The sequence below is a fragment of the Nocardia gipuzkoensis genome (genome assembly GCF_021183645.1).
GTDB classification, from domain to species: Bacteria; Actinomycetota; Actinomycetes; order Mycobacteriales; family Mycobacteriaceae; genus Nocardia; species Nocardia abscessus.
In genome coordinates this window covers 5,646,499-5,660,932 of record NZ_CP089225.1, presented here as the reverse complement: position 1 = coordinate 5,660,932, position 14,434 = coordinate 5,646,499, and the positions used below count along the sequence as shown (strand labels likewise).

13 protein-coding genes are annotated in these 14,434 nt (G+C 69.7%); 1 reads left to right on the top strand and 12 read right to left on the bottom strand.

Annotation, left to right across the window (positions count from 1 at the left end; all coding sequences use genetic code 11):
• The 8 genes from LTT66_RS25885 to LTT66_RS25850 all read right to left on the bottom strand — a co-directional run bounded on the left by LTT66_RS25885 (position 1) and on the right by LTT66_RS25850 (position 8,946).
• Positions 1 to 1,215, bottom strand: coding sequence for a phosphoglycerate kinase (locus LTT66_RS25885; protein WP_233061013.1), 1,215 nt, complete (start codon positions 1,213 to 1,215; stop codon positions 1 to 3).
• 5 nt (positions 1,216 to 1,220) lie between these two features.
• Positions 1,221 to 2,240, bottom strand: coding sequence for a type I glyceraldehyde-3-phosphate dehydrogenase (gene gap / locus LTT66_RS25880; protein ID WP_233061012.1), 1,020 nt, complete (start codon positions 2,238 to 2,240; stop codon positions 1,221 to 1,223).
• A gap of 199 nt (positions 2,241 to 2,439) precedes the next feature.
• Positions 2,440 to 3,423 carry a DNA-binding protein WhiA gene (gene whiA, locus LTT66_RS25875; protein WP_043693711.1) on the bottom strand — a complete coding sequence of 328 codons (984 nt, stop codon included), beginning with the start codon at positions 3,421 to 3,423 and terminating at the stop codon, positions 2,440 to 2,442.
• A complete protein-coding gene (locus LTT66_RS25870) occupies positions 3,414 to 4,460 on the bottom strand; it encodes a gluconeogenesis factor YvcK family protein (RefSeq protein ID WP_233061011.1) in 1,047 nt (348 codons plus the stop codon). Before LTT66_RS25870 ends, whiA begins: the two co-directional genes overlap by 10 nt.
• Complete coding sequence (gene rapZ / locus LTT66_RS25865; protein WP_233061010.1) at positions 4,457 to 5,437, bottom strand: RNase adapter RapZ; 981 nt, start codon at positions 5,435 to 5,437, stop codon at positions 4,457 to 4,459. The genes LTT66_RS25870 and rapZ overlap by 4 nt, the downstream gene beginning before the upstream one ends.
• A 113-nt stretch (positions 5,438 to 5,550) precedes the next feature.
• The gene (gene uvrC / locus LTT66_RS25860) at positions 5,551 to 7,560 is read right to left on the bottom strand and encodes an excinuclease ABC subunit UvrC (protein ID WP_233061009.1); all 2,010 of its coding nucleotides are present in this window, start codon (positions 7,558 to 7,560) and stop codon (positions 5,551 to 5,553) included.
• A gap of 121 nt (positions 7,561 to 7,681) precedes the next feature.
• The gene (locus LTT66_RS25855) at positions 7,682 to 8,107 is read right to left on the bottom strand and encodes a hypothetical protein (RefSeq protein WP_233061008.1); all 426 of its coding nucleotides are present in this window, start codon (positions 8,105 to 8,107) and stop codon (positions 7,682 to 7,684) included.
• 149 nt (positions 8,108 to 8,256) lie between these two features.
• Positions 8,257 to 8,946: an HAD family hydrolase gene (locus tag LTT66_RS25850; protein ID WP_233061007.1), complete on the bottom strand. Its 690-nt coding sequence runs from the start codon at positions 8,944 to 8,946 to the stop codon at positions 8,257 to 8,259.
• 151 nt (positions 8,947 to 9,097) lie between these two features.
• On the opposite strand from LTT66_RS25850, the gene LTT66_RS25845 reads away from it, so the two are divergent.
• Positions 9,098 to 11,050, top strand: a complete 1,953-nt coding sequence (locus LTT66_RS25845; protein WP_233061006.1) for a gamma-glutamyltransferase family protein — start codon at positions 9,098 to 9,100, stop codon at positions 11,048 to 11,050.
• Between the two features lie 76 nt (positions 11,051 to 11,126).
• Here LTT66_RS25845 and LTT66_RS25840 read toward each other — a convergent pair whose 3' ends face one another.
• From LTT66_RS25840 to LTT66_RS25825, 4 genes are all read right to left on the bottom strand, one after another.
• Positions 11,127 to 11,666 carry a GNAT family N-acetyltransferase gene (locus LTT66_RS25840; protein WP_233061005.1) on the bottom strand — a complete coding sequence of 180 codons (540 nt, stop codon included), beginning with the start codon at positions 11,664 to 11,666 and terminating at the stop codon, positions 11,127 to 11,129.
• 110 nt (positions 11,667 to 11,776) lie between these two features.
• A complete protein-coding gene (locus LTT66_RS25835; protein ID WP_456299731.1) occupies positions 11,777 to 12,247 on the bottom strand; it encodes a PH domain-containing protein in 471 nt (156 codons plus the stop codon).
• 32 nt (positions 12,248 to 12,279) lie between these two features.
• The gene (gene ribH, locus LTT66_RS25830; protein WP_043693733.1) at positions 12,280 to 12,759 is read right to left on the bottom strand and encodes a 6,7-dimethyl-8-ribityllumazine synthase; all 480 of its coding nucleotides are present in this window, start codon (positions 12,757 to 12,759) and stop codon (positions 12,280 to 12,282) included.
• Positions 12,760 to 12,789: 30 nt separating this feature from the next.
• A complete protein-coding gene (locus LTT66_RS25825; RefSeq protein ID WP_181720897.1) occupies positions 12,790 to 14,034 on the bottom strand; it encodes a bifunctional 3,4-dihydroxy-2-butanone-4-phosphate synthase/GTP cyclohydrolase II in 1,245 nt (414 codons plus the stop codon).
• Positions 14,035 to 14,434: the final 400 nt, after the last annotated feature.

Sequence of the window (14,434 nt, the reverse complement as noted above, 5' to 3'; positions counted from 1 at the left end):
TCAGTCCTCCAACACCGCGATGCCGGGAAGTTCTTTGCCCTCCAGGTACTCCAGCGACGCACCGCCGCCGGTGGAGATGTGCGAGAAGCCGTCATCCGGCAGGCCGAGCGCGCGCACGGCCGCGGCCGAATCGCCACCGCCGACCACGGTGAACGCGCCCTTGCCGGTGGCGGTCACGATCGCCTCGGCGACCCCGCGGGTGCCCGCGGCGAACTTCTCGAACTCGAACACGCCCATCGGCCCGTTCCAGAAGACGGTCCGCGCCTCGGTCAGCAGCACCGCGAAGCGGTCCACCGACTCCGGGCCCACGTCCAAGCCCAGCCAGCCGTCCGGGATCTCGTGCGCGGGAACCACTTTCGACTCCGCGTCCGCGGCGAAACCATCGGCCACCACGATGTCCCGGGGCAGGTGGATGACGTCGGCGTACTGGTCGAGCAGGTGCTTGCAGGTGTCCACCATCTCCTCCTGCAGCAGCGAGGCGCCCACCGAAAAGCCCTGTGCGGCAAGGAAGGTGAAGCACATGCCGCCGCCGATCACCAGCGTGTCGACCTTCGGCGCGAGCGCCTCGATGACCGCCAGCTTGTCGGAGACCTTGGAACCGCCGAGCACGACCGCGTACGGCCGGTCCGGGTTCTCGCTCAGCTTGGCCAGCACCTCGACCTCGGCCGCGACCAGCGTGCCCGCGTAGTGCGGCAGCAGCTCGGCCACGTCGTACACCGAAGCCTGCTTGCGGTGCACCACACCGAAGCCGTCGGAGACGAATGCTCCGTCGTCGCCGACCAGCTCGACCAGCGCCGCGGCCAGCTTGGCCCGCTGTGCGTCGTCCTTGCTGGTCTCGCGCGCGTCGAAGCGGATGTTCTCCAGCAGCAGCACGTCGCCGTCGGTGAGGCCCTCCGACCGCGCCAGCGCGTCCTGGCCCACGACGTCACCGGCGAGCTGGACGTTGCGGCCCAGCTCCTCGGCGAGCCGGGCGGCCACCGGCGCCAGCGAGAGCTTCGGGTCCGGCTCGCCCTTCGGGCGGCCCAGATGCGCGGTCACGACGACCTTGGCGCCTGCCTCGGCGAGCGCCTTGATGGTCGGCGCCGAGGCGACGATGCGGCCGGGATCGGTGATCTGTCCCTGGTCGTCGAGGGGGACGTTCAGGTCGGAGCGCACCAGCACGCCCCGGCCCTCGACGCCCTCGCCGAGCAGATCCGCGAGTGTCTTGACAGTCATACGCGTCAGAGCGACTTGCCGACGAGGCCGATGAGATCGGCGAGACGGTTGGAGTAGCCCCACTCGTTGTCGTACCAGGACACGACCTTGACCTGGTTGTCGATCACCTTGGTCAGCGGAGCGTCGTAGATCGACGAGGCGGGGTCGGTGACGATGTCGCTGGAGACGATCGGATCGGTGTTGTACTTCAGGATGCCCTTCAGCGGGCCCTCCGCGGCGGCCTGGTAGGCGGCGTTGATCTCCTCGAGCGTGGCCGACTTGCGCAGCGTGGCGGTCAGGTCGGTGACCGAACCGGTCGGGACCGGCACGCGCAGCGCGTAACCGTCCAGCTTGCCCTGCAGTTCGGGCAGCACCAGGCCGATGGCCTTCGCGGCGCCGGTGCCGGTGGGCACGATGTTCAGCGCGGCGGCGCGGGCGCGGCGCAGGTCGCTGTGCGGGCCGTCCTGCAGGTTCTGGTCCTGGGTGTACGCGTGGATGGTGGTCATCAGGCCGTGCTCGATGCCGAACTCGTCGTTGAGCACCTTGGCCAGCGGGCCGAGGCAGTTGGTGGTGCACGACGCGTTCGAGATGATGTTCTGGCTGCCGTCGTACTTGTCGTCGTTGACGCCCATGACGATGGTGATGTCCTCGCCCTTGGCCGGGGCGGAGATGATGACCTTCTTGGCGCCCGCGGCGAGGTGGCCCTTGGCCTTGGTGGCATCGGTGAAGATGCCGGTGGACTCGACGACCACGTCGACGCCCAGCTCGCCCCAGGGCAGCGCGGCGGGGCCCTCCTTGATGGCCAGCGCCTTGATCCGCTGGTCGCCCACCACGATGGTGTCGTCGCCGTCGAGCGAGACATCCTGGGGCAAACGGCCCAGGATCGAGTCGTACTTGAGCAGGGTCGCGAGGGTCGCGTTGTCGGTGAGGTCGTTGACCGCGACGATCTCGATGTCGGTGGTGCCGAGCGCCTTCTGCGCCTCCACCGCCCGGAAGAAGTTACGTCCGATACGACCGAAGCCGTTGATGCCTACCCGGACAGTCACGTTATCGCTCCTCAACTTTCCAGCGGATCGTTCCGATGCCCATTCACACTAACGTCCTGCCGTGACCTCGCCGACACGCACCTGGCATTCGTGCGGGCGGCATGCCTGGTCAAACGCCCGACCAATACGGTTTCCGCAGTCGAAACGCCGTGATCCCCGCGACAGACGACGTCACGGGGATCACGAGGGAAAACGCGGCTCAGGCTTCGTCGAGCAGCTCGGCCGTCACGGCCGATTCGGTGTCCGGGACGCCCAGCTCCTTGGCGCGCCGGTCGGCCATCGACAGCAGCCTGCGGATGCGGCCCGCGACAGCGTCTTTCGTCATCGGCGGGTCGGCGAGCTGGCCGAGTTCCTCGAGCGACGCCTGCCGGTGCTGCACGCGCAGCCGGCCCGCGGCGGCGAGATGGTCGGGGACGTCGTCGCTGAGGATCTCCAGCGCGCGTTCCACCCGGGCCGCCGCGGCGACCGCGGCCCGCGCCGACCGGCGCAGATTGGCGTCGTCGAAGTTGGCCAGCCGGTTCGCGGTCGCGCGCACCTCACGGCGCAGCCTGCGTTCCTCCCAGACCATCCGGGTGCCGTGCGCGCCCATCCTGGTCAGCAGCGCGCCGATGGCCTCACCGTCACGGACCACCACGCGGTCGGTGCCGCGCACCTCGCGCGCCTTGGCCGTGATGCCGAGCCGCCGGGCCGCGCCGACCAGCGCCAGCGCCGCCTCGGGCCCGGGGCAGCTGACCTCGAGCGCCGAGGAGCGGCCGGGTTCGGTCAGCGAGCCGTGCGCGAGAAACGCGCCGCGCCAAGCGGCTTCGGCGTCGGCGATGCTGCCGCCGACCACCTGCGCGGGCAGGCCGCGCACCGGACGGCCGCGCACGTCGAGCAGGCCGGTCTGCCGGGCCAGCGCCTCACCCTCCTTGGAGACGCGCACCACGTACCTGGAGGTCTTGCGCAGTCCCCCCGCCCCGAGGACGTGCACGTCGGAGCCGTAACCGTAGAGCTCGAAGATCTCCCGGCGCAGCCGGCGCGCGATGGAACCCATGTCCACCTCCGCCTCGACGATCACCCGGCCGCCGACGATGTGCAGGCCGCCCGCGAAACGCAGCAGTGCGGACAGTTCCGCTTTGCGGGAACTCACCTGCGACACCGTGAGCCTGCTCAGCTCGTCTTTCACATCGGCTGTCATCGCCACGGGACGCGCTCCTTTCCACCCAACCCGGAACGCACATCCTGACCCATGTGCCGTCCCTCGACTCGAAGCCCTGCCATTTGCGGCCGAGGTTGCCGGATCAATTGATCCAGTGCGGCGGCAAGCTTTCCGGGGTGATGCCGGTCCGTTCCCGCTTCGGCGACATCGGAGAACGTTACCCGTGCCCGCAACTGCTCGGCAGCCCTGGCCACGTGTTCCCGCTCGCGGCCCTCCGGCACCGAGCCGGAATCGACCAGCACCTCGTCGACGACGAATTCCGGTGCGTGCTGGGACAGTACGTGCAAATGCCGCTCCGCGGAGAACCCGGCGGTCTCCCCCGGCTCCGCGGCGAGATTGAGCACGAGAACTTTTCGCGCTCTGGTGTAGACCAGGGCTTCGCGTAGTTCCGGGACGAGGACGTGCGGGATCACACTGGTGAACCACGATCCCGGGCCGAGCACCACGACGTCCGCGTGTTCGATCGCCGAGGTGGCCTCCGGACTGGCCGGTGGATCGGACGGAATCAGCCGCACTCGCCGCACCTTACCCGGCGTCGTCGCGATGGCAACTTGGCCGCGAATGCAACGGCTCACCCGTGGATCCGCTTCCAACCCAGATACATCCGCCTCGATGTCCAGCGCGATGGGCGACATGGGTAGCACCCGGCCGGTGATGCGCAACATGCGGGCGACCTCATCGAGCGCGGCGACCGGGTCGCCGAGCACCTCGGTGAGCCCGGCCAGGATCAGGTTGCCCACCGAGTGCCCCGCCAGCGCGCCGGTGCCGCCGAATCGATGCTGGACGGTCTGCGTCCACACGCCGTCGGCGTCCGCGGCCAAGGCCGCCAGCGCCATCCGGAGATCCCCCGGCGGCAGCACACCCAGCTCGGCGCGCAGCCGGCCCGAGGAGCCACCGTCGTCGGCGACGGTGACCACCGCGCAGATCTTCCTGGTCAACCGCCGAACGGCGGTCAGCGTCGCGTACAAACCGTGTCCGCCACCCAGCGCGACGATGCTGGGATCGGATTCCCACCCGGTCATTCGCGCCCCAGGTCTCGATGCACGACGCGGACCACGTCGGCGGACTCCTCCGTTTTGCCGGTGACCTCGCTCATCAACTCGCCCAGTGCCTGGGCGATCGCGACGCTCCGGTGCTTGCCTCCGGTGCAGCCCACTGCGACCGTCATGTATCGCTTCCCCTCTTGGCGGTAACCGTTCGTGGTCAGCTCGACCAGGTGGTGGCAGGTACGCAGGTAGTCGTCCGCGCCGGGACGCGACAACACGTACTCGCTGACCACCGCTTCCTGACCGGTGTGTTCCCGCAACTCCGGTATCCAATGCGGATTGGGTAGAAAACGCACATCCAACACCATGTCGGCGTCCAGCGGAACCCCGTACTTGAAACCGAACGACTGCACGGTGAGCTGCAGCGCACTGGGGGCGCCGCCGCCATACGCCTCCTCCATCTTGCGGTGCAACTGATGAATGGAGAGTTCGGTGGTGTCGATCACCAGGTCCGCGGCGGCCTTCACGGCCGACAGCCGCACCCGTTCGGCGGCGATGCCGGCCGACAGCGTGCCGTCCTTGCTCTCACTCTGCAACGGATGCCTGCGCCGCGCGAAGCCGAAGCGACGGATCAGCACATCGTCGGAGGCCTCCAGGAACAGCACCCTGGTGCGCACGCCGCGGGTCCGCAGCTGCTCGGTGACCGCCGAGAGATCACCGGTGAAGAACCGGCTGCGCACGTCCATGACCAGCGCGAGACGCCGGATCGGCGGCTTGGCGGACGCGCCGAGTTCGACCATCCGCTCGAACAGCTCGGGCGGCAGGTTGTCGGCCACGTACCAGCCGAGGTCCTCGAGCACGCGGGCGGCGGTGCCGCGGCCCGCGCCCGAGAGCCCGGTCACGATCACCACCTCGACCTGCGGATTCGCTCCGCCGACCGCGGCGGACGAGACCACTCGTCCCGCACTCGTCGGCGGACTGCCCGCACTGCTGTTCGATTCGACGCGTGTCATGTCCTACCGGATCCGTCTCTGGGGTGCCTTCCGATCATCGCGCACCGGTTTCGGTATCGGGCACAGACACACAACGTACGCGAAACCGAAACTTCCGGTGCACTGTCGACTGTCTATTCGGACTCGAGGGCCGCAAGGACCGCTTTTGCGGTTGCCATTCCGATGCCGGGCACTTCGGTGATCTCCTCGACCGTGGCCTGCTTCAGCTTGGCCACCGACCCGAAATGGGTGACCAGCGCGGTCCGGCGCGCCGCGCCGAGGCCCGGCACCGAGTCCAGCGCCGAGGCGGTCATCCGGCGCGAGCGTTTGCTGCGATGGAAGGTGATGGCGAAGCGGTGCGCCTCGTCACGGACCCGTTGCAGCAGATACAGCGCCTCGCTGGTGCGCGGCAGGATCACCGGGTCGCTCTCGCCCGGCACCCACACCTCCTCCAGCCGTTTGGCCAGGCCGATCACCGCGACATCGGTGATGCCCAGCTCGTCGAGCACCTCGGCGGCCGCCGCCACCTGGGGCGCGCCGCCGTCGACGACATAGAGATTGGGCGGGTAGGAGAACTTGCGCGGGCGGCCGGTGCGGGGATCGATACCGGGACGGGAGGTCAGGTCGAGCGCGTCGTCGTCGGGTCCCGAGGCGGCGAGATCGTCGTGCTCCATCTGGTCGCGCTCGCGGCGCAGTTTGAGGAACCGGCGGCGGGTCACCTCGGCGATGCTGCCGACGTCGTCGGAGCGGCCCTCGCCGGCCGCTTCCTTGATCGTGTAGTGCCGGTAATCGGACTTGCGGGCCAAACCGTCCTCGAAGACCACCAGCGAGGCGACCACGTCGGTGCCCTGCACATGGCTGACGTCCACGCACTCGATGCGCAGCGGCGCGGTGTCGAGTTCCAGCGCGTCCTGGATCTCCTGCAGCGCTTGCGATCTCGAGGTCAGGTCACCCGCCCGCTTGAGCTTGTGCTGGGCCAGCGCCTCCATCGCGTTGCGCTGCACGGTCTCGGCGAGCGCCTTCTTGTCGCCGCGCTGGGGCACCCGCACCTTCACCGCCGAGCCGCGCAAGCCCGACAGCCAGTGCTGGACCTGGTCGACGTCGGCGGGCAGCTCGGGCACCAGCACCTCGCGCGGCACCACGGCGGCGGGCTGCTCGTCCGCCGCCTGCTCGGCCACCGCGACCTGCTCGCCGTAGAACTGGGTGAGGAACTGCTCGACCAGCGCGGCGAGCTCACCGCCCGCCTCGGGGACGTCGACCGCGTCACCCGATTTGTCGACCACCCACCCGCGCTGGCCGCGCACCCGGCCGTCGCGCACGTGGAACACCTGCACCGCCACCTCCAGCTCGTCGGTGGCGAAGGCGATCACATCGGCGTCGGTGCCGGTGCCGAGCACCACCGCCTGCTTCTCCAGGGCGCGGCGCAGCGCTTGGACGTCGTCGCGCAGCCGGGCGGCGACCTCGAAATCCAGGTCGTCGGCGGCCTGGTGCATGCGGCGCTCCAGTTCCCGCACCAACCGGTCGGTGCGCCCGGCCAGGAAGTCGCAGAAGTCCTGGACGATCGCCCGGTGCTCCTCGGCGCTGACCCGCCCGACGCACGGCGCCGAGCACTTGTCGATATAGCCGAGCAGGCAGGGACGCCCGATCTGGCGGTGCCGCTGGAAGACTCCGTTGGAGCAGGTGCGCGCGGGAAACACCCGCAGCAGCAGATCGAGCGTCTCGCGGATGGCCCAGGCATGCGCGAACGGACCGAAGTAGCGGACACCCTTGCGGCGCGCGCCGCGGTAGACGAACAGCCGCGGGTACTCCTCGTTCAGGGTGACCGCGAGCACGGGGTAGGACTTGTCGTCGCGGTAGCGGACGTTGAAGCGCGGATCGAATTCCTTGATCCAGTTGTATTCCAGCTGCAGCGCCTCCACCTCGGTGGAGACGACCGTCCACTCGACGCTCGCGGCCGTGGTGACCATCTGCCTCGTCCGCGGATGCAGGTTCGCGACGTCGGCGAAGTAGGAGTTCAGTCTGCTGCGCAGGCTCTTGGCCTTGCCGACGTAGATCACCTGTCGATGGGCGTCCCGGAACTTGTAGACACCGGGTTCGACGGGAATCGTGCCCGGCGCGGGCCGGTACGTCGCTGGATCTGCCACCCATCCAGCCTATCGGCGCGGTCGGACACGATTCGTCCGCAGCCCGCGCCCTTGCCGGGCGGAGGCCCGGCCGAATGCCGACCGCGCCCGGCGGCCCGGCCACCGCGACGCTCAGGACGGCTCAGGGCGCGCGGACGCCGAACCACGCCTTGGCTTCCGGGCGGCACAGTAGGTACACGACGGCGCCCGAGGTAGCGAACGAATAGCCCGCGGCGACGACGCCGACGACCGGCGGGACGGTCGCGAGATCCCTGATCGCCCAGCACCCGAGGACCGCCTGCAGGACGGCCAGCGTGACCGTCAGCCTGCGCAGGCTGTGCGCTCCTTCGGTGAACCCGAGCACGAGAAGGCCCAGCGCCCAGGCCACGCAGAATTGGGTGGACGCCGTGGCGGCCGCGTCGCCACCGCGCGTCAGATTCATCAGCACGGGATAGGCGAGTCCGAAACCCGCCATCCCGGCGACGGCTTCCCGCACGTCCCGAACCGACTCCGGCATGACCGTTTCCACGCCGATGGACGGCTCCTCACCGGAGAACGCCAAGCTCACAGCCGTACCCCCGTTGGTACCGAACCTTTCGGCGCAACCTGCGAATACGCCGAAATCGCACCGTAACACGAGGACATACCCCACCACTCGCACTTCGGCAAATGGGGCACGGCATCGGCGTGCGTGGAGCGCACCGAGCGGCCGTGGAACTACTCCACGAGGCCGTGCCGCCGCAGGGCGGCCATCAGCGCGTCCGGACGCTCGGCCGTGGGCAGTGCCTGCACCAGAGCGAATCGGCTGCCCACCGCCTCGGCGCCACCGTCGGCCTCGGCGCTGTCGCCGATCATCAGCGCCGCCTCGGCGGGCACGCCCAATTCGCCGAGAGCGGAGTGGAAGATCTCCGGATCGGGTTTCATCGCGCCGACCTCATAGGAGAGGGTGAACGCACCGACCAGCCGATCCCAGCCGCGCGCCGCGAACGACGGACGGATGTCGAACGGGATGTTGCTCACCACCGCGACCGGGACGCCTTGTGCCGCCAGATGATTCAGGACGGCCTCGCTGTCGGGATACGGCGTCCACTCCAGTGGGTCGAGCAGACGGGCATACAGCCGTTCGGCATCCTCGTCGGTGGGCACGCCCGAATCGCGCAGCACGTGCATCATCACCTTGCGGTGCAGCGCCGGGTCCAGGTCGCGGTGGTCCCACGCGTACTGCGTCTCGGCGTCGAACTCGGCGGTGTGGCCGACCGGCGCCGTCATCCGCCGCATGATCTCGGCCTTCTCGCCCACGTCGAACGCCCGGCCGTCCGGCCAGGTCAGATCCGCGTACCACGATTCGTCGTCCTCCAGCCGGAACAAGGTCCCGGAGAAGTCGAACAGCACCGCCTCGATCGCCACCCGGCCAGCCTACCGGCGGACCGCCCGGCACCTCCGCCGCGCGCGGGACGATCGCACCGGTCATCGGCTCGACACACGCTGTGGTCAGGGCGATTTCGCCGGTGGGAAGGAAACCGGCGCGGCTGTCGGTGCCGGAGGTTAGAGTCCGGGCATGGGGCGCAAGCGAGGAAGTTGGGTCGCCGCAGCGGCGGCGTTCGCACTCACCGTCGGAATGGCCACCGCCTGTTCGTCCGGCGAGACCGGGGCGGGCGGTGTCTGCGAGACGGTTCCGAACGGCACCCCGGTCGCCGCCGGCGCGACGGACCCGGCGGGCGGCGGCAGTAAGGATCTCAGCACCAACCCGGAAATAGCGACCGGCTATCGCGCGAACATGACGCCGGTGCGCACGCACACCTTCGCGGTGTCGACGGCCAACCCGGTGTCGACCAAGGCCGCCTGCGAGGTCCTGCGCGACGGCGGCACCGCGGCGGACGCGTTGATCGCGGCGCAAACGGTGCTCGGACTGGTCGAACCGCAGGCCTCCGGTATCGGCGGCGGGGCGTTCCTGCTCTACTACGACGCGAACACCAAGACCGTGGACGCCTACGACGGCCGTGAGGTGGCCCCGGCGGCCGCGACCGAGAACTACCTGCGCTGGATCAGCGACACCGACCGCACCGAGCCCAAGCCGAACACGCGGGCCAGCGGCCGCTCCATCGGCGTGCCCGGCGTGCTGCGAATGCTCGAGCTGGCGCACCGCGACCACGGCAAGACCGCGTGGCGCGAGCTGTTCGACCCCGCCATCGGACTCGCCGATCAAGGCTTCCCGATCAGTCCCCGCCTCGCGGGCCAGATCGCGGAGTCGGCGAAGGACCTCGCGGCAGACGAGGACGCCAAGGCGTATTTCCTCAACCCGGACGGCAGCCCGAAGGCCGCCGAGACCGTGCTCACCAACCCCGCCATGGCCAAGACGCTCGGCGCCGTCGCCACGGAGGGCGCCCAAGCCTTCTATACCGGCGCCATCGCGCGGGACATCGCCACGGCGGCGGGCCGATCCTCCGGCGGGCGCACCCCCGGCATGATCACGACCGAGGACTTGGCCGGCTACCAGGCGAAGAAGCGCACCGCCTTGTGCACGGGCTACCGGGAGCACGAGATCTGCGGCATGCCCAGCCCCTCGTCGGGCGGCATCGCCGTCGCCGCGACCTTGGGCATCCTGGAGAACTTCGACCTGGCCACCATGCGGCCGGACAACATCGACCGCAACGGCGGCAAGCCCGCTGCCCAGGCCGTGCACCTCATCTCGGAGGCCGAACGCCTGGCCTACGCCGACCGCAACAAGTACGTGGCCGACACGGATTTCGTCCCATTGCCGGGCAATTCGGCGCAAACCCTGCTGAACCGGGATTATCTGCGGCAGCGCGCCGGGCTGATCGATCCCAACCGCAGCATGGGCACGGCGCAGCCGGGTGACTTCGGCCCCGTGCCGCTGGGCGTCGGCCCGCAGCCGCCCGAGCACGGCACCAGCCACATCTCGGTGGTCGACGAGTACGGCAACGCCGCGGCGATGACCACCACCGTCGAGTCGGCGTTCGGTTCGTTCCACCTGGTCGACGGCTTCGTGCTGAACAACCAGCTCACCGACTTCAACGCCGAACCGCTGGGCGCCGACGGCGTGCCGATGGCCAACCGGATCCAGCCGGGTAAGCGCCCGCGCAGTTCGATGAGCCCGACGCTGGTGTTCGGCAAGGCACCCGACGGGTCGCGCGGCGAGCTCACCCATGTCGCCGGCTCGCCCGGCGGTTCGGTGATCATCCAGTTCGTGGTGAAAACGCTGGTCAACATGTTCGATTGGGGCCTGGACCCGCAGCAGGCGGTCTCCGCGGTCGCGTTCGGCGCCGGAAACAGTCCGTCCACCGGCATCGGTGGTGAGCACCCCGCGATCAATGCCGCCGACAACGGTGACCACGACCCGCTGGTGCTCCGGCTGCGTCAGCTGGGCCATCAGGTCTCCGTGGCACCACAGGTCAGCGGCCTCAGCGCCCTGAAACGCACCGGCACGGACGGCTGGATCGGCGGCGCCGACCCCCGCCGCGAAGGCGCGGTCCTCGGCGACACCCACTGAGCGGCCCACGGCGGCGAGCTATGTCGCGCCCGCGAGTGCGCCGTCGCGAATCGGCGCACTCGGCGAGGGGGCGCGGTTACGGCGTCCGCATCATCGGATACACGACCGGCCCACTGCCGATCCTCAGCTCGCCCTGCGGCTCGAAGCCGAACCGCTCGTAGAAGGGCACGGTGGCGCGGGTGTTGGAGATCAAGAAGCAGTGCTGGTCGGCCGCCGACAGCCGCCGTTCGAGCAGCGCGGTCGCCAGCCCGCGCCCTTGCGCGCCGGGCAATGTCCCGATGGCGGCCAGGTACAGGTGTGGCGTCGCCGGTCGCGCGTGCTCCATCTGCCTGCCCGCGGCCAGCGCACGCGCCGCACCCCGCCCCAAGGCGCGCAGCAAGGTCAGCGGCTTCGCCATCGGCGACACCACGTTCGCGGGCTCCCACAGCGCCAGGCAGGCGAGGTTGCCCTCCGCGTCGTGCGCGAGATCGACCAGCCCGTTGCTCCGGCGCGAGGCGATGCGCGAATCCCAGAACAGCGGCAACGCTTTTCGCCGCCGCGGCGAACCCGGCCAGAAGTAGGTCATCAGTGGATCGTCGGCGAAAGCCGCCGCGAGAACGAACGCACCCGACTCCATACCGGCGAGGCTAGTCCAGCGTCCGCACCAACGCGAGGCGGACCGGGGAGGCTGGACCAGCATCAGGGCCCACGCGAGGGCGGACAGTTCGGGGCGGATACCCCGCCCGCTCACTCGCTCGTGGAATACTTCGCGCCGAGTTCACGCAGCCGGGCCATCGCCTGCGCCGCGTGCTCCTTGTCGTTGGAGCGGATCGCCAGCATCGGGACGTAGTCGTCGTCGACCAATTCCAGGCGCGCCCAGGACTTTCGATCCGGAAACGACGCCCCCCGAATATAGGCCCACGGGAAATCGTTGTCGCCCAGAATGTTTCGCACCGACACGCCACGCGCACCGGCCCGGACCCGCGGCCTGGTCAGCAGCAGCACCGCGGCGGCGCCCAGGACGCCGATCCCGATCATCGCGATCTGATCGGCCACCCGGAAGTTGACGCCGGTCGATCCGGTGCGCAACCAGATACCGCCCGCGGTGAACGTGGCCGCCACCAGCACGGCCACGATCCAGGCCGTCCGCACCGCGCGCCGGGGCCGCACCTCGAACTCCCACTCGGACTCGTCGCCTGCCGTCGCGGGTGATCCCACGTTCCTGCGGAAGATACGGACGACCGGCATCGCTACGCGGACTGCCGCAGGGCGCGCAGCGTCAGCGCGGCGTCCAACGCCGCGGCGGCCGCCTGCTCGCCCTTGTTCTCGTGCGACTCCGGCAGCCCGGCCCGATCCAGGGCCTGCCGCTCGTTGTTCGTGGTCAGCACCCCGTTCGCGACCGGCGTGCCCTCGTCCAGCGAAACCCGGGTGAGCCCCGCGGTCACCGCGTCGCAGACGTACTCGAAGTGCGGCGTGTCACCGCGGATCACCACGCCGAGCGCCACCACCGCGTCGTGCGACCTGGCCAGTTCCTGGGCCACCACCGGCAGCTCCATGGCTCCCGCGCAGCGCACCACGGTGATCTGCTGGACCCCCGCGTCCTTGGCCACCCGCTCGGCGTTCGCCAGCAGGGTGTCGCAGATCTGGGTGTGCCAGCGCGAGGCGACGATGCCCAAGGAGAGGTCCTTGGCGTCGGCCAGCGCGAAGGTCGGTACCCCGGTACCGCTCATCGATGTCCGCCTTTCCGGTTCGCTCGCAGTTCAGTGCGCGGTCTCGCCGAGATCGAGTTCGTCGAGCCCGATCAGGTCGTGCCCCATCCGGTCCCGCTTGGTGCGCAGGTAGTGCAGGTTCTCCGCGTTCGCCCGCAACGGCATCGGCACCCGCTCGGTGATCCGCAGGCCGTAGCCGTCCAAGCCGACCCGCTTGGCCGGGTTGTTGGTGAGCAACCGCATCGACCGAAGACCCAGATCCACCAGGATCTGCGCGCCGGTGCCGTAATCGCGCGCATCCGCGGGCAAGCCGAGCTCCAGATTCGCGTCGACCGTGTCGTGGCCGGAATCCTGCAGCTGGTAGGCCTGCAGCTTGTGCATCAGGCCGATGCCGCGCCCTTCGTGACCGCGCATGTACAGCACCACACCGCGCCCCTCGGCCGCCACCATCTCCAGCGCCGCGTCCAGCTGCGGACCGCAGTCGCAGCGCAGCGACCCGAAGACATCTCCGGTCAGGCACTCCGAGTGCACGCGCACCAGGACGTCCTCGCCGTCGCTGATGTCGCCGCGCACCAGCGCGACGTGCTCCACTTCGTCGTAGATGCTCTGATAGCCGACGGCCATGAACTCACCGTGCGCGGTGGGGATGCGCGCCTCCGCGACGCGCACCACGTGCTTCTCGTGCCTGCGCCGCCACGCGATCATGTCGGCGATCGAGATCAGCGCGAGCTCGTGTTCGTCGGCGAAAACGCGCAACTCCTCGGTGCGGGCCATGTGGCCCTCGTCCTTCTGGCTGACGATCTCGCAGATCACGCCCGCCGGACGCAACCCGGCCATCCGCGACAGATCCACGGCCGCCTCGGTGTGGCCGGGGCGACGCAGCACGCCACCGTCCTTGGCGCGCAACGGCACCACGTGGCCGGGCCGGGTGAAATCGTCGGCCTTGGCGTCCGCGTCGGCCAGCAGGCGCATGGTGGTGGCGCGGTCGGCGCCGGAGATACCGGTCGTCACGCCCTCGCGCGCGTCCACCGAGACGGTGTAGGCGGTGCCGTGCTTGTCCTGGTTCATCGCGTACATCGGCGGCAGGCCGAGCCGGTCGCAATCGTCACCCGTGAGCGGCACGCAGATGTAACCGGAGGTGTAGCGGATCATGAAGGCGACCAGCTCCGGGGTGGCCTTCTCCGCCGCGAAGATGAGGTCGCCCTCGTTCTCGCGGTCCTCGTCGTCGACTACGACGACCGCTTTACCGGCGGCAATGTCGGCGACTGCGCGCTCGATGCTGTCGAACCTGGTCACGTCTGCTGTGCTCCATCTCGAAATAGGTGCCTCACCACAGTACTGTGTTCGATTTGCAGCGCCTGCGGCGCTGCGTGTTCGCGGCCCCCTTGTGGCTCGCGTCCGAGCGACCGCCGCTGGCGACTTCGTCGCGGACGCGGCGGCCACTCGGACGCGAGCCGGGCCGCGAACGGCGCATGCTCGGTCTCGCTTCGCTCGGAAGACGGAGTGAGGTTCGTCTGGCGCGCGAAGTGGTGAGCGCCGGACCCGCATGTTCGGCGCTTCCCGGTGCTCGGCGAGGGGGCGACGGCGGTCGGTACTGCTGTCCGGTGGACACGACGGGCTCCCGGACGCGAGCCACGCCAGGGGCGGCGCCATTTCGCGCGCACAAAGCGGAGACTTTTCGCGCTCACCGAACTGA